21 protein-coding genes are annotated in these 25,533 nt (G+C 62.3%); 6 read left to right on the top strand and 15 right to left on the bottom strand.

The features are described from left to right. Positions 1–39: 39 nt before the first annotated feature. Positions 40–927 (bottom strand): UTP--glucose-1-phosphate uridylyltransferase GalU, encoded by an 888-nt coding sequence (galU, locus tag ACIQUB_RS19260; RefSeq protein WP_018899750.1) that lies wholly within the window; start codon positions 925–927, stop codon positions 40–42. A gap of 201 nt (positions 928–1,128) precedes the next feature. Here galU and ACIQUB_RS19255 point away from each other — a divergent pair, with 201 nt between their 5' ends. Together ACIQUB_RS19255 and ACIQUB_RS19250 are read left to right on the top strand one after the other, a co-directional pair. Further along, a complete protein-coding gene (locus ACIQUB_RS19255; RefSeq protein WP_113237067.1) occupies positions 1,129–2,352 on the top strand; it encodes a lytic murein transglycosylase in 1,224 nt (407 codons plus the stop codon). Between the two features lie 97 nt (positions 2,353–2,449). Further along, positions 2,450–3,685, top strand: a complete 1,236-nt coding sequence (locus ACIQUB_RS19250; protein ID WP_402931387.1) for an SGNH family hydrolase — start codon at positions 2,450–2,452, stop codon at positions 3,683–3,685. A 45-nt stretch (positions 3,686–3,730) separates the two neighbouring features. On the opposite strand, the gene ACIQUB_RS19245 is transcribed toward ACIQUB_RS19250, so the two are convergent. Further along, positions 3,731–4,573: an oxidoreductase gene (locus tag ACIQUB_RS19245; protein ID WP_113237065.1), complete on the bottom strand. Its 843-nt coding sequence runs from the start codon at positions 4,571–4,573 to the stop codon at positions 3,731–3,733. Between the two features lie 43 nt (positions 4,574–4,616). Continuing rightward, positions 4,617–4,976 carry an Atu4866 domain-containing protein gene (locus tag ACIQUB_RS19240; RefSeq protein ID WP_402931506.1) on the bottom strand — a complete coding sequence of 120 codons (360 nt, stop codon included), beginning with the start codon at positions 4,974–4,976 and terminating at the stop codon, positions 4,617–4,619. 23 nt (positions 4,977–4,999) lie between these two features. Between ACIQUB_RS19240 and ACIQUB_RS19235 the strand changes: the two genes are divergently transcribed. Next, entirely contained in the window at positions 5,000–5,890 is an 891-nt protein-coding gene (locus tag ACIQUB_RS19235) for a LysR family transcriptional regulator (RefSeq protein WP_113237064.1), read from the top strand. Here ACIQUB_RS19235 and ACIQUB_RS19230 read toward each other — a convergent pair. After that, positions 5,869–6,780 (bottom strand): AraC family transcriptional regulator, encoded by a 912-nt coding sequence (locus tag ACIQUB_RS19230; protein WP_113237063.1) that lies wholly within the window; start codon positions 6,778–6,780, stop codon positions 5,869–5,871. The two genes, ACIQUB_RS19235 and ACIQUB_RS19230, sit on opposite strands and share 22 nt — an antisense overlap. A 97-nt stretch (positions 6,781–6,877) precedes the next feature. On the opposite strand from ACIQUB_RS19230, the gene ACIQUB_RS19225 reads away from it, so the two are divergent. Then, positions 6,878–7,630 carry an SDR family oxidoreductase gene (locus ACIQUB_RS19225; protein WP_113237062.1) on the top strand — a complete coding sequence of 251 codons (753 nt, stop codon included), beginning with the start codon at positions 6,878–6,880 and terminating at the stop codon, positions 7,628–7,630. A 61-nt stretch (positions 7,631–7,691) separates the two neighbouring features. Here the strand turns inward: ACIQUB_RS19225 and ACIQUB_RS19220 are convergent, their stop codons facing one another. From ACIQUB_RS19220 to gltB, 4 genes are all read right to left on the bottom strand, one after another. Continuing rightward, positions 7,692–8,324 carry a LysE family translocator gene (locus tag ACIQUB_RS19220; RefSeq protein WP_113237061.1) on the bottom strand — a complete coding sequence of 211 codons (633 nt, stop codon included), beginning with the start codon at positions 8,322–8,324 and terminating at the stop codon, positions 7,692–7,694. 120 nt (positions 8,325–8,444) lie between these two features. Next, positions 8,445–9,197, bottom strand: coding sequence for a hypothetical protein (locus ACIQUB_RS19215; protein WP_162737450.1), 753 nt, complete (start codon positions 9,195–9,197; stop codon positions 8,445–8,447). 159 nt (positions 9,198–9,356) lie between these two features. Next, entirely contained in the window at positions 9,357–10,811 is a 1,455-nt protein-coding gene (locus tag ACIQUB_RS19210) for a glutamate synthase subunit beta (protein ID WP_113237059.1), read from the bottom strand. 222 nt (positions 10,812–11,033) lie between these two features. Next, positions 11,034–15,758 (bottom strand): glutamate synthase large subunit, encoded by a 4,725-nt coding sequence (gene gltB, locus ACIQUB_RS19205; protein ID WP_113237058.1) that lies wholly within the window; start codon positions 15,756–15,758, stop codon positions 11,034–11,036. 541 nt (positions 15,759–16,299) lie between these two features. On the opposite strand from gltB, the gene ACIQUB_RS19200 reads away from it, so the two are divergent. Further along, positions 16,300–17,349, top strand: a complete 1,050-nt coding sequence (locus tag ACIQUB_RS19200) for a low specificity L-threonine aldolase (protein WP_113237057.1) — start codon at positions 16,300–16,302, stop codon at positions 17,347–17,349. A 99-nt stretch (positions 17,350–17,448) separates the two neighbouring features. Here the strand turns inward: ACIQUB_RS19200 and cyoD are convergent, their stop codons facing one another. The 7 genes from cyoD to ACIQUB_RS19165 all read right to left on the bottom strand — a co-directional run bounded on the left by cyoD (position 17,449) and on the right by ACIQUB_RS19165 (position 24,316). Further along, positions 17,449–17,802 carry a cytochrome o ubiquinol oxidase subunit IV gene (gene cyoD / locus ACIQUB_RS19195; protein WP_018899764.1) on the bottom strand — a complete coding sequence of 118 codons (354 nt, stop codon included), beginning with the start codon at positions 17,800–17,802 and terminating at the stop codon, positions 17,449–17,451. Then, on the bottom strand, positions 17,799–18,428 hold the full coding sequence (cyoC, locus tag ACIQUB_RS19190) for a cytochrome o ubiquinol oxidase subunit III (protein ID WP_113237056.1): 630 nt from the start codon (positions 18,426–18,428) through the stop codon (positions 17,799–17,801). The genes cyoD and cyoC overlap by 4 nt, the downstream gene beginning before the upstream one ends. Before the next feature lies 1 nt (position 18,429). Next, positions 18,430–20,430, bottom strand: a complete 2,001-nt coding sequence (cyoB, locus tag ACIQUB_RS19185) for a cytochrome o ubiquinol oxidase subunit I (RefSeq protein WP_113237073.1) — start codon at positions 20,428–20,430, stop codon at positions 18,430–18,432. Then, positions 20,417–21,559, bottom strand: coding sequence for a ubiquinol oxidase subunit II (gene cyoA / locus ACIQUB_RS19180; protein ID WP_402931380.1), 1,143 nt, complete (start codon positions 21,557–21,559; stop codon positions 20,417–20,419). The genes cyoB and cyoA overlap by 14 nt, the downstream gene beginning before the upstream one ends. A 197-nt stretch (positions 21,560–21,756) precedes the next feature. Beyond that, positions 21,757–22,455, bottom strand: a complete 699-nt coding sequence (locus ACIQUB_RS19175) for a hypothetical protein (RefSeq protein WP_162737449.1) — start codon at positions 22,453–22,455, stop codon at positions 21,757–21,759. A gap of 720 nt (positions 22,456–23,175) precedes the next feature. Next, positions 23,176–23,304: a hypothetical protein gene (locus ACIQUB_RS19170; RefSeq protein ID WP_018899769.1), complete on the bottom strand. Its 129-nt coding sequence runs from the start codon at positions 23,302–23,304 to the stop codon at positions 23,176–23,178. A 157-nt stretch (positions 23,305–23,461) separates the two neighbouring features. Beyond that, on the bottom strand, positions 23,462–24,316 hold the full coding sequence (locus ACIQUB_RS19165) for a LysR family transcriptional regulator (protein ID WP_018899770.1): 855 nt from the start codon (positions 24,314–24,316) through the stop codon (positions 23,462–23,464). Positions 24,317–24,429: 113 nt separating this feature from the next. Here ACIQUB_RS19165 and ACIQUB_RS19160 point away from each other — a divergent pair, with 113 nt between their 5' ends. Then, on the top strand, positions 24,430–25,434 hold the full coding sequence (locus tag ACIQUB_RS19160; protein WP_113237053.1) for a bile acid:sodium symporter family protein: 1,005 nt from the start codon (positions 24,430–24,432) through the stop codon (positions 25,432–25,434). Positions 25,435–25,533: the final 99 nt, after the last annotated feature.

Genomic DNA, 25,533 nt, shown 5'->3' with positions numbered 1-25,533 from the left:
GGAAGACCGCGCTGCGGCCTCCCCTTCGATCGCCTGATATCAGAGACCCTTGAGCAGGTCCTTGAAGCCTTCGATCACTGTCGGGCGGATATCCGCACGCTCGAGCGCGAAGGCGACGTTGGCGAGGATGAAGCCATCCTTGGCGCCGCAGTCATAGGTCGTGCCCTTGAAGTGGTAACCGGCGAAAGCCTGGTCCTTCAGGAGCTTCAGCATGCCGTCGGTGAGCTGAATCTCGTTGCCGGCGCCGCGTTCCTGAGTTTCCAGGATCTTGAACACTTCGGGCTGCAGGATGTAGCGGCCGTTGATGAAGAAGTTCGACGGCGCGGTGCCCTTGGCGGGCTTTTCGACCATGCCGGTGATGCGGAAGCCGTCACCGATCGCGTCGCCGACGCCGACAATGCCGTACTTGTGGGCCTGATCGGGCGCGCACTCTTCGACGGCGATGATGTTGCCGCCGCTCTGGGCATAAAGGTCGATCATGCCCTTCATGCAGCCCTTGGCTTCGCTCTTCATGATCATGTCGGGAAGCAGCAGCGCGAAGGGCTCGTCGCCGATGATCTCGCGGGCGCACCATACGGCGTGACCGAGGCCGAGCGGCTCCTGCTGGCGCGTGAAGCTCACGGTACCGGCCTTGGGAAGCTGGCCTGCGAGCAGGGTGATTTCGGCGTTCTTGCTGCGCTCGCGCAGCGTCTGCTCAAGCTCGAAATGGATGTCGAAATAGTCTTCGATGATGTGCTTGTTACGGCCCGTCACGAAAACGAAATGCTCGATCCCGGCTTCCAGCGCTTCATCCACCACATACTGAATGATCGGCTTGTCGACGACAGTCAGCATTTCCTTCGGAACGGCCTTCGTGGCCGGAAGGAAGCGCGTGCCGAGACCGGCGACCGGGAATACAGCTTTGCGAACTTTTTTATGCTCTGCCACACAGGCCTCCTGCGATGATTCTAACGCTTGAAATATAACGCGATTTTGATCGGATTAGATGAGATTTGCTACGGTTTTGCAAATAGTGACTGTGTTCGTGCGTCATGGTAAAGAATTTGTTGACTCCGTTCGGGTAGTCTCAGGCCTGAGCGGAATTTTTGCGCTCTGCTGTGCCTGAAACGAAAGGACGGATGACCGCCGATGACTCAAAATCACAAAATCTCCCTTCGTGGTCTTGCATTCGCATTCATCATGACCGCATCCGCCAGTCTGGCGCCTGTTAACGCCATGGCTGACCAGCGGTTCCAGAAGTGGATCGCGGACTTCTATCAAACTGCCGCTCAAAATGGCATCAGCAAGGCAACTTATCGTAAAGCTTTCGCCGGCGTCAGCGACCCTGACCCGACGGTGCTGGAAAAGGCTGCCTATCAGCCTGAATTCACGACGAAAATCTGGGATTACGTGGATTCTCGCGTAAATCCTTATACCGTCCAGATCGGCCGCAAGATGATGGCCAAACACGCCTCTACGTTGAATTGGATCGAGCGTAACTTCGGTGTCGACAAGACGATTCTCCTGGCGATCTGGTCGATGGAATCGAACTACGGCGCCGTTCTCGAGAAGGACGACAGGCTGCATTACGTGCCCCGCGCGCTGGCGACGCTCGCCTATGCCGACGCCAAACGCGCCAAGTTCGCGCAGAAGCAGCTGATCGCCGCCCTGAAGATTCTGCAGAACGGTGACATCTCGCCAGATGGCATGACCGGCTCCTGGGCCGGCGCCATGGGCCACACCCAGTTCATTCCCACCAGCTACCTGCTCTACGCCGTCGACGCCGATGGCAACGGCCACCGCGACATCTGGAACTCGGTTCCCGATGCACTCGCCACCTCCGCCAATCTCCTGAAGAAGAACGGCTGGGATTTCGGCAAGACCTGGGGCTACGAAGTCCAGGTTCCATCGAGCGCACTGAAGCACGTCGGCAAGACCATGACGCTGTCGCAGTGGGCAGCCCTCGGCCTGAAGCGCCCGAGCGGCATGGGCTTCAAGGACGGCTCCGGCAAGGCGGTCTTGAAAATGCCTGCCGGCAATGACGGCCCGGGCTTCCTGATGACCAGCAACTTCTACACCATCAAGAAGTACAATGCCTCCGACAGCTACGCCATCGCCGTCGGCCTGCTTGCCGACGAGATCGCCGGCTATGGCGGCATGAAGCAGCGCTGGCCGCGCCCGGATGGCACGCTCGACGTCAAGGAGAAGTTCGAGCTGCAGACCCGCCTGAAGGCGCTCGGCTATTATGACGGCGAAGTCGACGGCAATTTCGGCAGTGGTTCCAAGGCCGCGATCGCCGCTGTCCAGGGCCGCATCGGCATGCAGGCGGATGGCGAACCCTCGCTGCCGCTCCTGAACGCGCTTCGCAAGTAGCCGTCACGTCGCGATCAAAAACACGCGCACCGCGCTTTGGGGTGTGGACGCCCGTCCCGCTCCATGAGAAAATAAGCGTCGATGCAGGGCGGCCGATATGCGTAAACGAGTAGATCAGACAACAGCCAAGAGTGGCGTTCGCGGCATGCTCCGCTGGGGCGCGTTGGGCGCGGCGGTGCTGGTCTTTTCCACTTCTGTCCTCCCTCCCGTTTCGGCCGAAGCCCAGGAACAGCGCTATTATCAGCGCCGCTCGCTCATGGATTTCTTCTTGGGCCGCCGCTACATCGACGAGGCCCCGCAGGCGCCCGACCAATACACGCAGCCGCGCGCCGTACCCCAGCGCAAGAAGAAGGCGCCGCCCAAGGCCACCGTCTCCACGCCACGCGCGGCACCCGTGATCGCCCCGGAAGAGAAGGTCGTCGAGAAGCTCGACAATGCCCAGAAGATCCTTGTCGTCGGCGACTTCCTGGCCGGCGGCCTCGGTGTGGGAATGGACGCGGCCTTCCAGGATTCGCCGGGCATCCTCATAGAGACCCACAGCAATGTGGCCTCCGGCCTCGTGCGCGACGATTATTACGACTGGCCGACGCAGCTCACAAAATTCATGGATGAGGCCAAGCCCGCCATGGTCGTCGTCATGCTCGGCGCCAACGACCGCCAGCAGATGGTGACCGATGTCGGCAAGGAGAAGTTCCGCACCGATGGCTGGTACACCGAATACCAGCGCCGCGTTCTCGCCTTCGGCAAGGCGGTGACGGCTAGAAAGATCCCGCTACTCTGGGTCGGCCTGCCGGCCTTCGACTCGCCTTCGATGATGGCGGATGCGGCGCAGATGAATCAGGTCTACCGCAAGCAGGTGGAATCGATCGGCGGCGAGTTCGTCGATATCTGGGATGGCTTCGTCAGCGAAAGCGGCGATTTCATCGTCACCGGCTCCGACATCAACGGCCAGCAGGTGCGCCTGCGCACCTCCGACGGCATCAACATGACCGATGCCGGCCGCCGCAAGGTCGCATTCTATGTCGAAAAGCCGGCCCGCCGCATTCTCGGCACCCAGGCCAGCCCCGATCTCGTGCGCCTCGACAACAGCGGCGCGCCGGCGATCGGCCTCTCGTCGAACCCGGCCGATCACACCGACCCGATCGCGCTTTCGGACCCCAACCTCGACGGCGGAACGGCGCTTCTCGGCGGCGCTGCCATCCCAGTCAGCGCCACGAAGTCGCCGCGCGACAAGCTGGTGCAGGATGGCGAGATGGCCAAACCGCCGGCCGGTCGCGTCGACGACTACAGCCGCCCCGCCGCCAAATCGACGGCCGAGGTCTCGGTCAAGTAAAAGCGGGCGCTCACACGCCCGCCTCCCTGTCTTAGTTTGGTTGTCTCAGCTCGGAAAATCCGCGCTCAGCGTCACATCCGCCCAAGCATCGAAATTCGACCGCAGCGCATCCAGCCGCTCGCGCGCGATCTTCAGCGCCGGCGCGCCCAGCAGCAGACGCAACGGCGGCTCCTTCGCCTCGTAGGCGGCAATGACGGCCGCTGCGGCACGCGCCGGATCACCCGGCTGGTTGCCCGAGACAGCACGGGTCGCGGCCCTTCGCTTGCCCGCCGTCTCGGCGTAGTCGTCAATCACGGTCGCGGATTCGATCATCGAACTCCCAGCCCAATTGGTGCGAAACGCGCCCGGCTCCAGAATGGTGACTTTGATCCCGAGCGGCGCCACCTCGTGAGAGAGCGATTCCGACAGTCCCTCAACCGCGAATTTGGTGGCGTGATAATAACCGGTCGCCGCGAACGCCACGAGGCCGCCGAGCGACGAGGTGTTGAACACATGCCCGCAACGTCGCCCGCGCATGCCGGGAAGCACCCGCTTGGTCACCGCAATCAGGCCGAAGACATTGGTCTCGAACTGGTCGCGGATTTCCTGATCGTCGCCCTCCTCGATCGCCGCGAGATAGCCGTAGCCGGCATTGTTGACCAACACGTCGATGCCGCCGAAATGCTTCTCCGCCGCAGCGACTGCCTCGTCGATCGACGCCTTGGAGCGCACATCGAGCGCAAGCGGCAGCACATGATCGCCGTAGCGCGCGACCAGATCGTCGAGCGCGCCGGGCTTGCGCGCCGTAACAGCCGCCCGCCAGCCGCGCGCCAATACGGCTTCGGCCAAGGCGAGGCCAAGCCCCGAGGAAGCGCCGGTAATGAACCAGATGGGGGAAGTCTCAGTCATGTCGTCTCCTTCCGGGCCTCTCGGCCCATTCTTTTATTGAGCCTTAGCGCCGGCGCAGGATCATGCCGCCATGGTGCAGCGTGTCGCGATCGACGAAATCGCCGTCGGCGGTGAAGCCGGTGTCGTCCCAGTAATCGATATGGGCGCCACGAACCTCGTAGCGCCCCTGATAGGCGCTCTCGCGGTTGCCGCGCGCCTCGTCGTATCGGCCGTTCGCCAGAAGCTCGTGCCGAACCCGGCCGTCATCGGTGATCCACATGCCGACATAGGGGTGATCGCTCATCATCTCTCTCCTCTTCCGGCCTCGCAGGGCCGATGCGTTTGCAGGCGACGGCTCTTCCGTCTTGCCATGGGATGAGAGATAGGGGCGACATTGGCATCGAACGAGTTGCCAATCCGAGATAGCTTGGTTAGTTATTCTAACCAATGAGCGACCAGTTTGAAGGTATCTCCGTTTTCCTTGCCGTCGCGGAAGCGCGCAATTTCCGCGTCGCCGCCGAGCGGCTGGGCGTGACCCGCTCCGCCGTCAGCCAGGCGCTGCAGCGGCTGGAAGACCGGCTGGGCGTCACGCTCGTCCAGCGCACCACGCGCAGCGTGCGGCTGACGGAGGCGGGCGAGCTGTTCCAATCCCTGGTGAAGGAGCCTGCGAACCGCGTGACCGAGGCGATCGAAGCCGTACGCGAGGTCCGCGCGCGGCCGTCCGGCCTGCTGCGCATCGCGGTGTCGTCCATCGCCGAACGCGTCATCTCCGGCCCGCTGCTGGCAGGCTTCATGGCGAAATATCCGGAGCTGCGGTTGGATATCACCATCACCGACGGCGAATTCGATATCGTCGAGGCCGGCTTCGACGCAGGGATCAGGCTGGGCGAGGTGATCGAGCAGGACATGGTGGCCGTGTCCGTCTCTTCAGCCCAGCGCCAGTGCGCCGTCGCATCACCCGATTACATCGCGCGACGCGGCGCGCCGCAACATCCCCGCGATCTCGTCGATCACGTCTGCATCGGCTGGCGCCCCAGACCCGACACCGCCCCCTATCGCTGGGAATTCACCGAGAACGGCCGCGATTTCGATGTCGCGGTCGATCCCGACATGACCACCAACGACATGGGCATGATGCTGCGCATGGCCTCGTCAGGCGCCGGCATAACCTTCGGCATGGTCGAGACCTTCGCGCCCCATATCGCGCGCGGCGAACTCGTGCCCCTGCTTGAGACCTACTGCCCGCCCTTCGACGGCTTCTACATCTACTACCCCCGCCGCCATCGCCAGCCGCAGAAGCTGCGCGTGCTGGTCGATCACCTCTCAAGCAGGGGCTGACTGCGGGCGTACCGAGCCGGCGGCACGCCCGCATATCGCGAAAAGGCGACGCTGAACGCGCTCGCCGAGCCATAACCCACGCGCTCCGCCACCTCATCCATCGCGAGTTCGCGACCGCGCAACAGCTGCTTGGCGAGCGCCATGCGCCAAGCCAGCAGATACTCCATCGGCGGCAGGCCGACGACACGGCTGAAACGCGCGAAGAAGGCCGATCGTGAGAGCGACGCCTCGGTCGCGAGATCCGCCACGGTCCAGGGATGGGCTGGCCGCTCATGCAGCGCGTGCAGTGCTGCCGCCAGCCGTTCATCCGCGAGACCACGGCTGAGGCCGGGCGCGCCTGTCGGCTGCGTGCCGGATCGGAGCGCCTCGATCAGCAACACCTCCAGCAACCGCTCGAGCACCAGCTCCCGCCCCGGCCGCTGCTCGCGCGTCTCCTCGCCGACCAATTGCATCAGTGTCGCCAGACGCGGTTCGCCGCGAACGACAACGACATCGGGCAGCAGCGAAACCAGAAGCGCCGTGTCAGGCGAGCCGAAGCTGCAATGCCCGATGCGCATGCGCAGATCCGCCGGCCCATCGGGGCGACCGGCGCGGAAGCGACCGTCACTCATCTGTTTTGGAACGACGGCGGGCAAGCCGCGCGGCGCATCGATGCTCTCATTGACGAGATCACGCATGGCCGGCACCAGGACGAAGTCGCCGGCCTCAAGAATGAACGGCGGCTCTTCCCCGAATGTCACACGACAGCGCCCCTCGATGACAGCGCAATAGAAGGGCTCGCCCGTGGCCTCGCGTTCGATCCGCCAGAGGCCGGCGCATTCGACCAGCTTCGAGAAACGCGCGGCGGGCTGCAGCAGGGTGACGATTTCAGCAAGGGGATCAATGGCCACAATCAGGACTATCGCTAAAGAAATGGAGACTTTAGCCTATATCAAGTCTCGCACGCGGTCACTACCCTGCAATCATCCTTTTCAATTGGAGATGCAGATGCCCACGATATTGATCACCGGTTGCTCGTCCGGCTTTGGCCTGGAGACAGCGAAACTCTTTCTCGATCGCGGCTGGGACGTGATCGCGACGATGCGCAAGCCCGACCCCGACCTGCTGCCGGCCTCCGAACGCCTGCGCGTTCTGCCGCTCGACGTCACGGACCCTGCAAGTATCGCGGAGGCCGTGGCCGCAGCCGGTCATATCGACGTGCTGGTCAACAACGCCGGCTTCGGCGCCCCTTCCCCCATCGAGCTCACCGCGCCTGAGACCGTGCGCTCCCTGTTCGAGACAAACACGATCGGCACCTTGGCAATGGTCCAGGCCGTCGTGCCGCAGATGCGCCAGCGCCGCGCGGGCGTTGTCATCAACGTCACGTCGACGGTGACGGTGAAGACGCTGCCGGTCATCGGTGTCTATCGAGCCAGCAAGGCCGCCGTGAACGCGCTGACGGAATCCTTGGCGGTCGAGATGGAGCCCTTCGGCGTGCGGGTGCATATCGTTCTGCCGGGTCGCTCGCCAACCACCCGCTTCGGCGAAAACGCCCGCCCCCATTTCCGTGGCCTCGATGACGCCGACTATGCGCCGATGCTCCAGCAGTTCATCAAGAGCGTGCAGGACGATACCGGCCCCGTGACCCATGCCGCCGACGTGGCCGAAGCCGTGTGGCGGGCTGCGACCGATCCATCGGCGCCGCTGCGTATTCCGGGCGGTGCCGATGCCGAACTCTGGATGGCCGAGGCGGGCCTCTAAAAACCGACCTTGCAGCTCGGGGCAGCGCCAGGCAGCCCCGAGCCCAAACCAATCGTGTCGGCTAACTCCGCTGCAGCGCCAGATGCGCCCCGAGGCCGATCAGTATTCCGCCGCCCGCGCGCTGCACCAGTCGCTGCGCCGAACCCGAGCGCTTCAGCCTCGAAACCACGGCACCCGCCAGCATCACGCAGACGATATCGGCCGACGAGAAGATGAAATTGACGATCGTGCCCAGCAGCACGAATTGCAGCCAGACCGGAAAGCTGGCGGCCGGATCGATGAATTGCGGCAGGAAGGCCAGGAAGAAGATCGCCGTCTTCGGGTTCAAGACCTCGATCGAGATACTCTCGACAAAGGCGCGCCGGCCGGACTTCGGATCGATGGCGGAGAGCGTCGTCTCCCCTTGAGACTTGCTGCGAAACAGCGAGATGCCGAGCCAGACCAGATAGGCCGCACCCGCGAGCTTCACCGCCATATAGAGCACCGGCACCGCATGAAAGATGATCGACAGGCCGGCGGCGGCCGCGATCACATGCACATAGCAGCCGACATGGATCCCGAGCGTCGCCATGAACCCGGCCCGCCGTCCGCGCGCCAGCGTCTGGGCGGCAGCGTAAAGCATGGCCGGCCCGGGAATATAGGCAAACAGCGCGGTCGTGACGAAGAAGGTGATCAGCAGTTCGGTGGATGGCATCCGATGTTGTTCCTTGCCGCATAGCCATGCGAAGCGATGGCCCGCGCACCATAGATCGCCGCATCGCGGTTGACCATGCCGCAATCCCATCGCGTCGGCGGGACTAAGACCGTGCCGGCCCTACTCGATCACCTCGACCGCCGACAACACCTCCACGCTGGCGGCCGCTCCGCATCCATGCACCTCGATCTTCAGCTTCGCACCCGGAACGATGATCGTCCTCAGCTTCGCCTGAATGACCTTGGCATTGCCTGGCGGATCGACGTTGATGTAGCCGGTGCCGTACTTGTCCTTGAACTGGAAGCCTTCTATCGCCTGCCCGGAGGCCTTCATCGTCAGGTCCACCACCTCGCCCGTCGTCGTGGCCACCTGGCAATCCGTCTCGGGGCTCAGGCCGGAGAGACGCCCGCCCGCTGCCGCCGCAGCGACCACAGGCGCGGTCGACGATCCGCAGCCGGAAAGCACCCGCCGCACGGCAGCCCCGCTTCCGCGCAGCGAAAACGCATAGGGCAGGCCGACCGGATCGAAAGCCAGCGTCGCTCGGCTCCCCTTCTGAAGGGCATCGGCGAAATCATCGGCAAGCGGCCAGCGATAGAGATCGTGAGCGCCGCGCTCCGGCAGATGGAAGGTGAATGTACGGCCATCGATGACGATGTCGAACGGCTCGCCGGTCGCCTTGCCGTGCTCGTAGATCAGCATCTCGAAGCTCGGCGCACCCACGGCCGGGCAACTGACCAGCAGGCACATGTTCTCGCTCAGGCACTTCGCCGTCGCCGGGTAGCTGACGTAGCCGGCACGCTCCCAGGCCCCGGCTGGCGATGCCGCGACGCATAGGAAAGCTGCGACAATGCTGATGACAGATCGCACAGACATATTCATTGACCCCCGTACAACAAACAGTCCGTCCATACTCGCCGAACTGACGCGCCGGTCGCCAGATAGACTTTCTCGGTAGGCGCTGCACAGGGCACAAAAAAGCTCGGGGCCGCACAAGGCAGCCCCGAGCCAAGATCAATTTAAACGTTCGTCCACTTAGCGCGGCAGAACCGTCGAGCCCATCAGCGCCTCGTCGATCGCGCGCGCCGCCTGGCGTCCCTCGCGGATCGCCCAGACGACCAGCGACTGGCCGCGGCGCACATCGCCCGCCGTCCAGAACTTGTCAACCGAGGTCTTGTAGTCGCGGTCGTTGGCGACGACGTTGGTCGAGCCACGGCGGTCGGTGTTGAGCGTCAGCTTGCCGTCGAGTTCCTTGAGCACGCTCGTGGTGAACGGGCCGCTGAAGCCGATGGCGATGAAGGCGAGATCGGCCTTGATGATGAACTCCGTGCCGGCGATCGGCTTGCGGCGTTCGTCGACTTCGCAGCACTTGACGCCGGTGAGAACACCGTCTTCGCCGACGAATTCGAGCGTCGCGACCTGGAATTCGCGCACGGCGCCTTCGGCCTGGCTGGAGGAGGTGCGCATCTTGGTGGCCCAGAACGGCCAGACGGCGAGCTTGTCTTCCTTCTCCGGCGGCTGAGGGCGGATGTCGAGCTGCGTGACCTTGACGGCACCCTGGCGGAACGCCGTGCCGACGCAGTCCGATGCGGTATCACCGCCGCCGACGACGACGACATGCTTGGCGCCTGCAAGGATCGGGTCTGATGCCCAGCCGACGCTGTCGATGTTTTCGCGGCCAACGCGCTTGTTCTGCTGCACCAGATACGGCATCGCGTCATGCACGCCGGCAAGGTCGAAGCCCGGAATGCCGGCTTCGCGCGGCGTTTCCGAACCGCCGCAGTAAAGAACGGCGTCGTGGTCGGCGATCAGCTGCTCGACCTTGAGATCGACGCCGACATTGACGCCGCAATGGAAGGTCACACCCTCGCCCGAGATCTGCTCGACGCGGCGATCGATGAAGTTTTTCTCCATCTTGAAGTCGGGAATGCCGTAGCGCAGCAGGCCGCCGGGCTTGGATTCGCGCTCATAGACATGCACTTCGTGGCCGGCGCGGCCGAGCTGCTGCGCCGCCGCCATGCCGGCAGGGCCGGAACCGATGATCGCCACCTTCTTGCCGGTACGAACGGCAGCCGGCTGCGGCCGGATGAAGCCGAGCTCATACGCCTTGTCGGCGATCGCCTGCTCGACGGTCTTGATCGCAACCGGCGCATCTTCGAGGTTCAGCGTGCAGGCTTCCTCGCAAGGCGCGGGGCAGACGCGGCCGGTGAATTCAGGGAAGTTGTTGGTCGAGTGCAGGTTCTGGATCGCTGCTTCCCAGTTGTTGTTGTAGACCAGATCGTTCCAGTCGGGGATCTGGTTGTGCACGGGACAGCCGGTCGGGCCATGGCAATAGGGAATGCCACAGTCCATGCAGCGCGCGGCCTGTTTCTGCACTTCCGGGTCCGACATCGGGATCGTGAATTCGCGGAAATGCCGGATACGGTCCGACGCCGGCTGATACTTCGCCACCTGCCGGTCGATTTCCAGAAACCCTGTTACCTTACCCATGCTGCTGTCTTCCCTTACACTCATGACCGCCTCACCGCAGCCAGTTGTCTGTTTTCAGTCCCGATATCCGGGGCAAATTGCTGAACCGTCATTAGAACATATCCCCTTGAGAACCATCCATGAGACTGTGACAGGTCTGCTGTCGGCGCAGTCGCCATGGGTCATCGAGATATTTCGGTATCCGCCACGCACGATTGGCACGTGGCGGATATGTCGGTGTTGTTATTCCGCGGCGATCCCCATCCGGCTGCGCTCCATTTCCTCGAGCGCGCGGCGGTATTCGACCGGCATGACCTTGCGGAACTTCGGACGGTATTCCGCCCAGTTGTCCAGGATCTGCTTGGCACGGGTGGATTCCGTGTAGTGCAGATGGTTGGAGATCAACTGGTAGAGGCGTTCCTCGTCGTGGCGGGTCATGTCGCCGGAAACGTCGACGCGGCCCTTGTGCGCGAGATCGCCGCCATGGTGGTGCAGCTTCTCCATCAGGTCGTCCTCTTCGGGAACCGGCTCGAGCTCGACCATCGCCATGTTGCAGCGCTTGGCGAAATCGCCGCTCTCGTCGAGAACATAGGCGACGCCACCAGACATGCCGGCCGCGAAGTTGCGGCCCGTCTCGCCGAGCACGACCACCACGCCACCCGTCATGTATTCGCAGCCGTGGTCGCCCACGCCTTCGACGATGGCAATGGCGCCGGAGTTGCGCACCGCGAAGCGCTCGCCCGCGACACCGCGGAAGTAGCACTCACCCTCGGTCGCGCCATAAAGCACGGTGTTGCCGACGATGATCGAGTCTTCAGCGACGATCTTCGAGTTCTCAGGCGGACGCACGATGATCTTGCCGCCCGAAAGGCCCTTGCCGACATAGTCGTTGCCGTCGCCGATCAGCTTGAAGGTCACGCCGCGCGCCAGGAACGCGCCGAACGACTGTCCGGCCGTGCCGCGAAGCGTCACGTTGATCGTGTCTTCCTTCAGGCCACGATGGTTGTAGCGTTTGGCGACTTCCCCCGACAGCATCGCACCCGCCGAACGGTCGACGTTCTTGATGCCGACTTCGAAGCTGACAGGCGTCTTCGACGCGAGTGCAGGCTCGGCCTCAGCGATCATCTTGCGATCGAGAATATCGTCGATCGGATGCTTCTGGCGGGTCGTCCAGTAGGTTGCTTCCTTCGGCGCCTCCACCTTGTGGAAGATGCGGCTGAAGTCGAGACCCTTGGACTTCCAGTGCGCCAGCATCTCGTCCTTCTCGAGCAGCTCCGAAGCGCCGATGATGTCATCGAACTTGGTGAAGCCGAGCGAGGCCAGGACTTCGCGCACTTCGTTGGCAACGAAGAAGAAGTAGTTGATGACGTGCTCCGGCGTGCCCTTGAAGCGCTTGCGCAGGACCGGATCCTGGGTGGCAACGCCAACGGGGCAGGTGTTCAGGTGGCACTTGCGCATCATGATGCAGCCGGCGGCGATGACGGGCGCCGTCGCGAAGCCGAATTCGTCGGCACCAAGAAGCGCACCGATGATCACGTCGCGGCCGGTCTTCAGGCCACCGTCGACCTGCAGCGCGATGCGCGAACGAAGGCCGTTCAGCACCAGCGTCTGCTGCGTTTCGGCAAGGCCGATTTCCCACGGAGAACCCGCATGCTTCAACGAGGTCAGCGGCGATGCGCCGGTGCCGCCGTCGAAGCCGGAGACCGTGATGTGGTCGGCGCGCGCCTTGGCGACACCGGCGGCAACCGTGCCGACGCCGACTTCCGAGACGAGCTTGACCGAGACATCGGACGTCGGGTTGACGTTCTTCAGGTCGTAGATCAGCTGCGCCAGATCTTCGATCGAGTAGATGTCATGGTGCGGCGGCGGCGAGATCAGGCCGACACCCGGCGTCGAGTGACGGGTCTTGGCGACCGTCGCATCGACCTTGTGGCCGGGCAGCTGGCCGCCTTCGCCGGGCTTGGCGCCCTGCGCGACCTTGATCTGTAGCATGTCGGCGTTGACGAGATACTCGGTGGTCACACCGAAGCGTCCCGATGCGATCTGCTTGATCGCCGAGCGTTCAGGGTTCGCCGAACCATCCGGCAGCGGGAAGTAGCGGTCGCTCTCTTCGCCGCCCTCGCCTGTGTTCGACTTACCACCGATCTTGTTCATCGCGATCGCCAGCGTCGTATGCGCCTCGCGGCTGATGGAGCCGAAGGACATGGCGCCGGTCGAGAAGCGCTTGACGATCTCGACTGCAGGCTCGACGTCGTCGAGCGCGACCGGCTTGCGCCCGATCTGCTCGGCGGTCTTGATCTTGAACAGGCCGCGAATGGTGTTCATGCGCAGCGCCGACGTGTTCACCATCTCGGCGAACTCGCGATAGCGGTCCTCGGAGTTGCCGCGAACGGCGTGCTGCAGCGTGGCCACCGCATCCGGCGTCCAGGCATGGCTTTCGCCGCGCATGCGGTAGGCATATTCGCCGCCGATATCGAGCGTGGTCGCGAGCAGCGGATCCTTGCCGAAGGCCGACGTGTGGCGGGCAACGGTCTCTTCCGAGATCGCCTTCAGATCGACGCCTTCGATCATCGTCGCAGTGCCGAAGAAATACTTGTCGACCAGCTCCTGCTGCAGGCCGATCGCATCGAAGATCTGGCCGCCGCAATAGGACTGATAGGTCGAGATGCCCATCTTCGACATGACCTTGAGGATGCCCTTACCGACCGCCTTGATGTAGCGGTAGACGACTTCGGACGCGTCCACTTCCTTCGGGAACTCGCCCTTGGCATGCATGTCGAGCAGCGTGTCGAAGGCCAGGTACGGGTTGATCGCTTCCGCGCCGTAGCCGGCGAGAAGACAGAAGTGGTGCACTTCGCGCGGCTCGCCGGTCTCGACGACGAGGCCGACCGAGGTGCGCAGACCCTTGCGGATCAGGTGATGGTGCACGGCAGCCGTCGCGAGCAGCGCCGGGATCGCGATGCGATCCGGCCCGATCTGGCGGTCGGAGAGCACGATGATGTTGTAGCCGCCCTTGACGGCCGCTTCCGCGCGCTCGCAGAGGCGGTCGAGCATTTCGGGCATGCCTTCGGCGCCACGCTCCACATCATAGGTGAAGTCGAGCGTCTTGGTGTCGAAACGGTCTTCCGTGTGGCCGATCGAGCGGATCTTTTCGAGATCGCCATTGGTAAGGATCGGCTGACGCACTTCCAGGCGCTTGGCGTTGGCCGCACCCTCGTGGTCGAGAATGTTCGGGCGCGGGCCGATGAAGGACACCAGGCTCATGACCAGCTCTTCGCGGATCGGATCGATCGGCGGGTTGGTGACCTGCGCGAAGTTCTGCTTGAAATAGGTGTAGAGCAGCTTCGACTTTTCCGACATGGCCGAGATCGGCGTATCGGTGCCCATCGAGCCCACGGCTTCCTGGCCCGTTGTCGCCATCGGCGACATCAGGATCTTGGTGTCTTCGGTGGTGTAGCCGAAGGCCTGCTGGCGGTTGAGCAGAGACACGTCGCGGCGCAGAGCGCGCGGCTCCACCGGCTTCAGGTCTTCGAGGATCAGCTGCGTGCGATCGAGCCAGCTGCGATAGGGATGCTTGGTCGCGAGCTCGGTCTTCAGCTCCTCGTCGGAGACGATCTTGCCCTTCTCCATGTCGATCAAGAGCATCTTGCCCGGCTGCAGGCGCCACTTCTTGACGATGTCCTCTTCAGCCACCGGCAGCGTGCCGGCTTCCGAGGCGAGGATGACGCGGTCGTCTGACGTGACGAGATAGCGGGCCGGACGCAGGCCGTTGCGGTCGAGCGTCGCGCCGATCTGCTTGCCATCGGTGAAGGCAACGGCGGCAGGGCCGTCCCACGGCTCCATCAGCGCTGCGTGGTATTCGTAGAACGCCTTGCGCTCCTTCGACATTGACTGGTTGCCGGCCCAGGCTTCCGGGATCAGCATCATCACGGCATGCGCCATGGAGTAGCCGCCGCGCACGAGGAACTCGAGCGCGTTGTCGAAACAGGCCGTATCCGACTGACCTTCATAGGAGATCGGCCAGAGCTTGGAGATATCATCACCGAAGAGCGGCGAAGACACAGATGCCTGGCGCGCCGCCATCCAGTTGACGTTGGAGCGCAGCGTGTTGATTTCGCCGTTATGGGCGACCATGCGGTACGGATGCGCCAGCTTCCAGGACGGGAAGGTGTTGGTCGAGAAGCGCTGGTGCACGAGCGCGACAGCGGACTCAAAACGCGGGTCCGACAGGTCCGTGTAATAGGCGCCGACCTGGTAGGCCAGGAACATGCCCTTGTAGACGATCGTCGAGGACGACAGCGACACCGGATAGAAGTGGCTCTCCTCGCCGTCGAACTCGTCATAGATACGGTTCGAGATCACCTTGCGCAGCGTGAACAGGCGGCGCTCGAATTCATCGGTGGTCGCGGCGCTATCGCCGGCACCGATGAAGATCTGACAGTGATGCGGTTCGGTCGCGGCGATATCCGGCGCCTTCGACAGCGACGAGTTGTCGACGGGCACGTCGCGGAAGCCGAGGAGAACCTGGCCCTCTTCGGAGATGACGTCCTGCATCACCTTCTTGAAATGCGCGATCTGCTTTTCGTCGCGCGGCATGAAGATATGGCCGACGCCATATTCGCCAGCCTTGGGAAGGGTGATGCCCTGCTTGGCCATTTCCTCGCGGAAGAAGCGATCGGGAATCTGCACGAGAATGCCCGCGCCGTCACCCATCAGCGGATCGGCGCCGACCGCGCCGCGGTGCGTCAGGTTCTCAAGAATGAACAGGCCGTCGCGCACGATCTGGTGCGACTTCTGGCCCTTCATATGCGCGACGAAGCCGACGCCGCAGGCGTCATGTTCGTTGCGTGGATCGTAAAGCCCCTGTTTGGCCGGCAGACCGGTGGCAGGTTTGCGCGTATTGGCCACCGCGCGCATGTCTGCTGCTGCGAACTGGTCAACACCCGTGGATGGCGTGTTCTTCGTCATCGTTTTGCCTCCTGTCAGAGCCCGCGACTGTGCAGGCGGCTCTTCGTCGCACACCGACCCTGATCTTAGGTTCGGCGCATGACAGCGCTGTTGCATTATCGAAGATCCGGTCGCCGGCGGCAGGCTTTCTCAGCGAAAGCAACCGTTGCGCTCCGCGCCTGCCATGCGTCCCGTGCGGGGAAACTTCGTCCGCGCTCGGTGAACTATAGCGTGAAACCCAACGAGTGTAAGGTCTTTTGGCGCCTCTTCGGCCTTAGCGGCCAAAATAGGACAGCAACCCTGTCCTAATTCATCGGTTCTATGCCAGAAACGTGACAGCTCCGCAAGGGCCATGGATTAAAAAAACGTCAATTAGAGACGGAAGATTGCCAAATTGATCGGCACTGCGACATAAAATTACGCGGTTTCGTTCCATATTGTATGTTGATTGCGGAATTCAATTTTTGTGATGGGTTCCACCCCAGTTACTTGATCCAGTGAAGCTTTGGATTAAGCTCCGCTTCGAACCAGCCCCCACCTCCATTTTTTCCAGGCTTTTCTCATGATTTTCGCTTCCGATAACTGGGCTGGCGCCCATCGTTCCATTGCCGAGCGCCTGCTGCAGGAATCCGCCGGCTTCGCCGCCGCTTACGGCACCAGTGATCTCGACCGCCGCGTTGAGGCCCGCTTCGCCGAGATCTTCGAGCGCGAGGTCTCTGTCTTCTTCGTGGCGACCGGCACGGCCGCCAACTCGCTGTCGCTTGCCAGTGTTCAGCGCCCCGGCGGCATCACCTTCTGTCACGCCGAAGCCCATGTGATCGCCGACGAATGCGGCGCGCCCGATTTCTTCAGCCAGGCACGGCTTTCTCCCGTTGATGGCGAGTTGGGCAAGATCGATCCGGCGAAGCTCTCCAAGGCGATTGTCGGCTTCCCGGAAAACGCCGTTCATCACGGCCGCGCAACGGCCGTCACCATCACCCAGGCGACCGAGATCGGCACCGTCTACTCGCTCGACGAGATCGACGCCATCTCCGCAATCTGCAAGGAGCGCAAGCTGCCGCTCCACATGGACGGCGCCCGCTTCGCCAATGCGCTGGTGGCGCTCGGCGCAAGCCCCGCCGAGATGACCTGGAAGCGCGGCGTCGACATTCTCTCCTTCGGCGGCACCAAGAATGGCTGCTGGTGCGCCGAGGCGATCGTCGTCTTCGATCCTGAAAAGGCGAAGGAGATGCCCTTCATCCGCAAGCGCGCCGCCCAACTCTTCTCCAAGTCGCGCTTCATCGCCGCCCAGTTCGACGCCTATCTCGACAACGGTCTCTGGCTTGATCTCGCCGGCCACGCCAACGGAATGGCCGACCGCCTGCGCGTGGGCATCGGCGCCAGCAACTCGGCCCGCCTTGCCTGGTCGACAACGTCGAACGAAGTCTTCGCCATTATAAGGAAGAGCGCCGGAAAGACCGCCGAAGACAAGGGCGCGAAATTCTACGAATGGCCCATCCCGTCAGCCACGCCCGATCTCGTCGGCGCAGACGAGATCCTGATCCGCCTCGTCACCAGCTTCGCGACAGAGGAAAAGGACGTCGACGGCTTCCTGAGCTGCCTCGCATCCTGAGCTGATCCCAAGCCCATAAACGCCGATCGGCCCGGTGATCGAAATCACCGGGCCGATCCTCATGGCGCCGCACCCAGCCATGCGGCGCGCACTCCTCGCCTACATGTTGCGCATTTCGCCCGCGCTCATCGGCATCATGTTCACGTTCATGTTGTACATGACCCAGATCGTGCCGACGATCGTGATGACCACGATGATGGCCGTGAAGATGAAGGCGATCAGCGTCCAGCCGTTCTCCGCGCGGCTGTCGACATGCAGGAAGCAGACGACGTGGACGATGATCTGCGCGATGGCCAGCGCGAAGATGATCACGGTGGTCGCCGCGGCATTTTCCAGCGCCCCGGACATGACCAGCCAGAACGGAATGACCGTCAGGATGATCGACAGGATCGAGCCGGTCCAGATGCTGCCCTTGCTGCCGTGAGCGGGTTCGGTGTGATGATGTGTGCTCAACGAAGTGCTCCAAACAGGTAGACGACGGTGAAGACGCCGATCCAGATGATGTCGAGGAAGTGCCAGAACATCGACAGGCACATCAGGCGACGCTTGTTGTCCTCATTCAGTCCGCGCTGGGCGATCTGCACCAGGAGCGTGACCAGCCAGATCAGGCCGAACAGGACGTGCAGGCCGTGCGTACCAACCAGCGTGAAGAAGGCCGACAGGAAGGCACTGCGCTGCGGCGTTGCCCCCTCTGCGATCAGCGACGAGAACTCGTAGAGCTCCACGCAAAGGAACGCCGCGCCGAGCACGCCGGTGACGGCAAGCAGCCGCCACATGGTGGCCGTCCGTCCGGCTGCCATCGCTTGCATGCCGAGCGAAAGCACGATCGACGATGCGAGCAGGAAGCCGGTGTTCAGCGCCACCAGCGGCAGCTCGAACAGATGCTGAGGCGGAGGCCCACCCGCATAATTGCGGCTGAGCGTTCCATAGACGGCAAACAGCGAGGCGAAGATCAGCGCATCGCTCATCAGGTAGATCCAGAAGCCGAGCATCGTGGCGCCGCCACTGTGATAATGCTCCTCGGCTTCGGGCAGGTGATAGACGCGTGGGGCGTCCTTCTTGACGAGTTGAATGGTCATGTCAGGCCCTCGCTGCCGGCTGCTGCGCACGCTTGCCTTCGGTAAGCGCGATCGCATCGGCCGGGATGTAATGATCGCGGCTGTAGTTGAAGGTGTGGACGATCGAGACGACGAGGATGCCGGCGAAGCTGATGGCGGCCAGCCACCACATGTACCAGATCATGCCGAAGCCCAGTGCCGTGGCGAGTGCCGCAACGACGACGCCGGTGGCTGTATTGCGCGGCATGTGGACGGGGCGGAAGCCTTCGGTCGGGTGCTTGTAGCCATGCTCCTTCATGTCGTGCCAGGCGTCGAGTTCGTAGACGACGGGCGTGATCGCGAAGTTGTAGGCAGGCGGAGGCGAAGTCGTCGACCATTCCAGCGTACGGCCGCCCCAGGGGTCGCCGGTGACATCACGCAGCTTGTTGCGCTTCACGATGCCCATGACGATCGCCATGACAAAGCCGAGCACACCGATGAGGATGATCACGGCGCCGATCAGCGCGATGACGAAGTAAGGCTGCAGCGTCGGGTCGTCGAAGTGGTTGACGCGGCGTGTGGTTCCCATCAGGCCGACGATGTAGATCGGTGTCCAGGCGACCCAGTAGCCGATGACCCAGCCCCAGAAGGCAACCTTGCCCCAGAACTCGTCCATCTTGAAGCCGAAGGCCTTCGGGAACCAGTAGGTCATGCCGGCGAAGAGACCGAAGACGACGCCGCCGATGATGGTGTTGTGGAAGTGCGCCACGAGGAACAGCGAGTTATGCAGCACGAAGTCGGCAGCCGGCACGGCGAGAAGCACGCCCGTCATGCCACCGACCACGAAGGTCAGCATGAACGCCACGACCCACATCATCGGCAGTTCAAAGCGGATTTCGCCGCGGAACATCGTGAACAGCCAGTTGAACACCTTCGCCCCGGTCGGAATGGCGATCACCATCGTGGCGATCCCGAAGAAGGCGTTGACGCTCGCGCCCGATCCCATGGTGAAATAGTGGTGCAGCCAGACGAGGTACGAGAGAATGGTGATGACCACCGTGGCGTAGACCATCGACCCGTAGCCGAACAGGCGCTTGCCGGTGAAGGTCGAGGTGATTTCCGAATAGATGCCGAAGGCCGGCAGGATCAGGACGTAGACCTCTGGGTGACCCCACATCCACACCATGTTCCAGTAGAGCATCGCATTGCCGCCGAGATCATTGATGAAGAAGGCGGTGTCGAGATAGCGGTCGAGCAGCAGCAGGAAGAAGGCTGCCGTCAGCGCCGGGAAGATGGCGATGGCGAGGACGTTGCTGCAAAGCGCGGTCCAGGTGAAGACGGGCATCTTCATCAGGCTCATGCCGGGCGCGCGCATCTTGATGACGGTTGCCACCATGTTGACGGCCGAGAGCGTGGTGCCGATGCCGGCGATTTCGAGCGACCACAGATAATAGTCGACCCCGGTATCCGGACTGAAGGCTTTCTCAGCCAGCGGCGCGTAGGACAGCCAGCCGGTGCGTGCGAATTCGCCGACGAACAGCGAGATCATCACCAGAACCGAACCTGCGACGGTCAGCCAGAAGCTGAGGTTGTTCAGATAGGGGAAGGCGACGTCGCGCGCGCCGATCTGCAGCGGCATGACGAAGTTGACGATGCCGACGACCAGCGGGATCGCCACGAAGAAGATCATGATCGTTCCGTGGGCGGTGAAGATCTGGTCGTAGTGGCTCGAGTGCAGGAAGCCCTCGTTGCCACCGAAAGCAACGGCCTGTTGCAGGCGCATCATCACGGCATCGGAGAAGCCGCGCAGCAGCATGATGATCGCCAGCACGATGTACATGATGCCGATCCTCTTGTGATCGACGGAGGTGAACCACTCCTTCCAGAGATAGCCCCAGAGCCGGAAGTAGGTGAGTGCGGCGACGATGATCAGACCGAGCGCGGCGACCGCGATGAAAGTGCCGACAAGGATCGGCTCGTGGATCGGCAGCGATTCGAGCGTAAGCCGCCCGAAGACTGTCGTGGTGAAGCTATGGTCTTGCATTGGAACCCTGCTGTTCAGGCGCGGCGAGCGCGCCATTGTTGGTGCCGGTGTTGGTGTGGTCATGAGCGGCCGGAACGGCGGCGGTGACGTCGCCGGATGTCGAGGTGTGGCTCATGGATGGCATGCCCTGGCTCATCGGGCCGTCGCTGACTTGCATGGCTGAATGATCCATGGGCTGCGGCGCGAACATGCCGCCATTGTCGCGGTCGAGCGCGCGATCCTTCTTCATGATGTCGGCGGCGCATTCGGTGCCGGCGACCACGCAACGGTTGAGAACGCGATCAAAGAGACCGGAGGCGACGGTGGAGAAGTGCATGACGGGCACCTTCTCGCTCGGCTTGTCCAGTTCGACGTAACGATCGGTCGACAGCGTCTCGCCCGCGGCCTTTATCCCCGCGGCCCATTGGTCGAACCCTGCCTGATCGACACCGTGCAGCTTGAACCGCATGTCGGAATAGCCGGCGCCGGTGTAGTTGCCGGAGTAGCCCCAGCTGTCGCCCGGTGCATTGAGCACGGCGTGCAACATCGATTTCATGCCCGGCATCGCATAGATCATGCCCGCCAGCGTGGGCGCCGAGAAGGTGTTGAACTGGTTGGTCGAGGTGATGGAGAAACGTACGGGGACATCGACCGGGAGTGCCAACTCGTTGACGGTCGCGATGCCTTGTTCGGGATAGATGAAGAGCCACTTCCAATCCATGGCGACGACCTGGATGTCGAGAGGCTTGTGGTCCTTGGCCAGCGGCTTGTCGGCGGAAATTCGATCGAGTGGGCGGAACGGATCGAGGCTGTGGGTGGTGATCCATGTGACCACGCCGAGACACGCGATGATCAGGAGCGGGATCGACCAGACCACCACTTCGATCGGTGCCGAATGGGTGAAGTTCGGATCATACTTCTCGGGCGCTCGGCCCTTGCGGTATCGGAACGCGAAGACCACGATCAGGGTCAACACCGGAATGACGACGAGAAGCATCATGCCGAGTGCGACGAGGATGAGGTTACGCTCCTGAAGAGCGATATCCCCCGTTGGGTTCATCACCACCATATTGCAACCGCTGAGAGGAAGCAGCGCAAGAGGTGCGACAAACCGGCGAAAATTTCGTGATATGAATGTTTTCTGGCGCATGCCCGGAAGCTATGTCGCCCCCCGCGCGGCAGCTTTGACATAGATCAAACTTTGATCCGGATGACCGGGGATTTCGCTGCGACATTTTTGTGTGCCGGCCGAAAATCGCGGAGTTCGGTCTCAGACGCCACCAAGCCAGTGCGCGGCGGCTTTGCGCCAGAAGCGGACATGTGTGGTTTGCGTTTCTGGACATCTAGTCACTTTAATCGAAAGGAACCCGATCCCAAGGAGTTCGCGAGCTGATTAGTCGCCTCGATGGTCCGTATCGACCTGCCATCGAGAGCCTTGTCGCGATACTGGTCAAGCCATGGCAGTATCCGATCAATCACGCCATCGGTGACCTCATCGTCCACAATGCTGAGCGTTATGGACTGTATCGAGTATCCGGGGCCGAATATTCGAGAGAGGTCACGTGGCTCAGCGACAGTGGGGAAATCCAAGCCCTTGAAACTGACTGGGCCTGCGGCAACCACACTCATTGGGTTAGACAAATCGCGAAAACTGACAAGCAGCGGAAAGTACTCGACGGGAAGTTCGACAGTTTGCCGTGAAGTTACCATCTCGTCGATCCGCCTGTAGTATTCCTCCTCTTCCATGCCGCGGGGCTTGCCGCGCATAGGGAACATCTTGAGAGCTGTGGACCCGTCGTAGTTATCGAGGAGTGCGAATAGATATTTGCCCGGCGAAACCTCGACGGCTGCCGCCTCGCCCTGCATCGTCAATCTCCCAGCATCGATGAGTTGCGACCAGCGCGGCCCTACGCTCATCTCGATCCCGACAACGGAACTCCCGGTCTTAGGTCCATCGGGAGTATCGACGACCACCGTCAGTTTTTGGTGCCATTCCCAATGGTGAAAACCTAGCTTCTCGCATCGGGCAAGGAAGGCAAGGGCCATCAGTATGGTCGCGGCGATTGTAATAAATCGAACCATGTCAAACCGAATATTTAACCTGCGAAGGTTGTACTCGACGATGTTTAATTAACCGTGCGTTTATCGCTGAGGATTGAACTTAAATCTCCCGGATCATAAAAATCCTCTTTGGATCGAGGTCGCCCCTGAGTGGACGCCATCGTCCTCGATAGATTTGAAGTTCGGTCAAGAAACCATCTTTTTCAAACAAGAGTATTTCGCCGCCGGGAATTTCTTCGTCACCATCGTCGGCAAAATATGCCGATAAAATAGGACTTGTTTTCAGGTCGGGGTCTTTCCGAGCACCTCGCTGTCAGAGCCAATGACCCAAATTCGGCGAGTACGCGGCCGATGATTTCTTTGACTCTCCAAACGTCGGCCCAATTGGTGGCATACAACAATGATTCAATGCATTGCTATTCATCGTTAGTCAGATCGCGCCATTCTGCTATCGAGAAGTACCTCAGAGTGGGCTGTCAGCAACTTTGATGCTTAGAAGGTGAGGGCCGAATTTCATTTGGTCAATGACCGGTTAGGGCCGACTGCAGTCATTTATGGCAACGGCTACCGAAGTCTGGAAAATCGCAGCCGGTGAAGGCAACGCCGCGAAAGCCATTGCAATGATGCGTGAATGACAATGGTGATCCGCGCCCGAGGGCGGCGGATCACCACTATCGAGATCGTCGAGTTGATTCTCGCAAACGTCTAATTCTGATGCAGCATCACGGCGGAGGGCGGCGCCCCGTTATCCGTCGTCTTGCTATCGTGGCCGGCCACGACGATGAGCATCACGCAGGCGACCAGCCCGGAGACGAAGAGCGCTCCATATACCATCGTCCGTTCTCCCTGTAGCCCCGAACGTCGACCTTGAGCGAGGACCAAACTAAGGGGTCCAAGGTAACCAGAAGCCTAAGCGACAGGGTTGAGGGATACTTAAAATGCCGGGCAATCGATTAACCACATATCGCGCTATCCGGGCGGACAGACGATCTCAGCTCGACCTGAGGCTCCTGACCTTGGAGAGAATATCGTCCGACAGCGCCGATACCAGCGCCTGGTCCGCCCCCTTGCGCGGCACCAGCACGAACTCGACATCCTCGAGCACGGGCAGCTTGCCCTTGCCGATCACCTTCAGCCCCGATGGCGCCATGCTGCGCGGCTGCACGAGCACGCCCATCCCGGCGCGCGCAGCCGCCGTCAGCCCGCTCAGGCTCCCACAGGTGCAGACGATCCGCCAGGAAATCTGGTGCCGCCCCAGCGCCTCAAGCGAGATCGCCCGCGTCACACTCGGCGGCGGAAAGGCGATCAGCGGCAAAGGCGACGCGCTCATGATGTGATCGGGATCGCGCGCCAGCCATACCAGCGGCTCGCGATAGACCAGCCGTCCCCGCGCGTCACCCAGCCGCCGCTTGGCGAGCACCAGATCGATCTCGCCATTGTCCTGCATTTCATAAAGCACACCCGAGAGCGCCACCGTCAACTCCAGATCTACCGACGGGTGCGAGCGCACGAAATCCTCAAGCACGCCGGGCAGCTGGCTGGTGACGAAATCCTCCGACACCCCCAGCCGCAGCTTGCCGCGCAGGCTGCGGCCGCCGAACAGCGATTGCACCTGCCCCTCGATCGAAAGCATGGCGCGCGCATGCGACAGCAGCGCCTCGCCATCCGTGGTCAGGACCACCTTGTGCGTATCGCGGGCGAGCAGCCGCCGCCCGACCGAGGTCTCCAGCCGCTGGATATGCTGGCTGACGGTGGATTGCCCAAGCCCCAGCCGCTCGGCGGCCAGCGTGAAGCTCCCCATCTGCTCGACGGCGACGAAGCTGCGCAATTGCGTAAGATCAAGCATGATTATCCCGCTTCGCGATAACTGTTATTTCTTGCATCGCGTATCATAATGGAAGAAACAGGATTGATCCATCAAAAGCCGGCTACAATGCCGAACAAGCCGAGACTAAGCCCATGCGCCGTTTCCTGCCCGATACTTTCACGATCCTCCTGGTCTGCACGGTCATCCTTGCATCGATCCTGCCGGCAAGCGGCGCCTTCGCCCACTACTTCGGCACGGCGACGACCATCGCGATCGCGGCTCTCTTCTTCCTGCACGGCGCGCGCCTGTCACGCGACGTGGTGATCGCCGGCCTGCTGCACTGGCGGCTGCATCTGGTCATCCTGCTCACCACCTTCGGCGTCTTCCCGCTGCTCGGCATGGGTCTCGGCTTCATTCCTGAAACGATCCTGCCGCATTCGCTCTATCTCGGCATTCTCTTCCTCTGCGTGCTGCCATCCACGGTACAGTCCTCGATCGCCTTCACCTCGATGGCCGGCGGCAACGTGCCGGCCGCGATCTGCTCGGCCTCGGCGTCGAACATCTTCGGCATGTTCCTGACCCCGCTTCTCGTCGGCCTGCTTTTCTCTGTCGGCGGCCATGGCGGCTTTTCCTGGGATGCGTTGCTGCAGATCTTCACGCAGCTGCTGCTCCCCTTCATCGTCGGCCAGGTGCTGCAGCCCTGGATCGGCGACTGGATCCGCGCCAAGAAGAAGATCCTGATGCCCGTCGACCGCGGCTCGATCCTGATGGTCGTCTACCTCGCCTTCTCGACCGCCGTCGTCGAGGGCCTGTGGCACACCTTCTCGCTGTCCGATATCGCGGTTGTCATCGTCGCCGACATGGTTCTGCTGGCGCTCGTCCTCTGCGCCACCACCTTCGGCAGCCGTCTGATGGGCTTCAACGAAGCCGACCAGATCACCATCACCTTCTGCGGCTCGAAGAAGAGCCTGGCGAGCGGCGTCCCCATGGCCAACGTCATCTTCGCCGGCCAGGCAATCGGCGCCATCGTCCTGCCGCTGATGCTCTTCCACCAGATCCAGCTGATGGTCTGCGCCGTCATCGCCCAGAAATATGCAGCCGCCCACCACCGCCGCGCCACCGCAGCCGAAGTGGAACAGGCCGCCAACCCGGCGTGACCCGACGCGCCGCCAACCTGGCGTGCCGAACAACAAAAAAGCGGCGCCCCGTGGGGACGCCGCTTCCTTGCCATATCCTGGGAGGGATTGGTTCGTTGG

The organism is Rhizobium sp. NPDC090275 (genome assembly GCF_044772225.1).
GTDB lineage: Bacteria > Pseudomonadota > Alphaproteobacteria > Rhizobiales > Rhizobiaceae > Rhizobium.
This window is presented reverse-complemented; position numbering and strand designations above follow the sequence as displayed.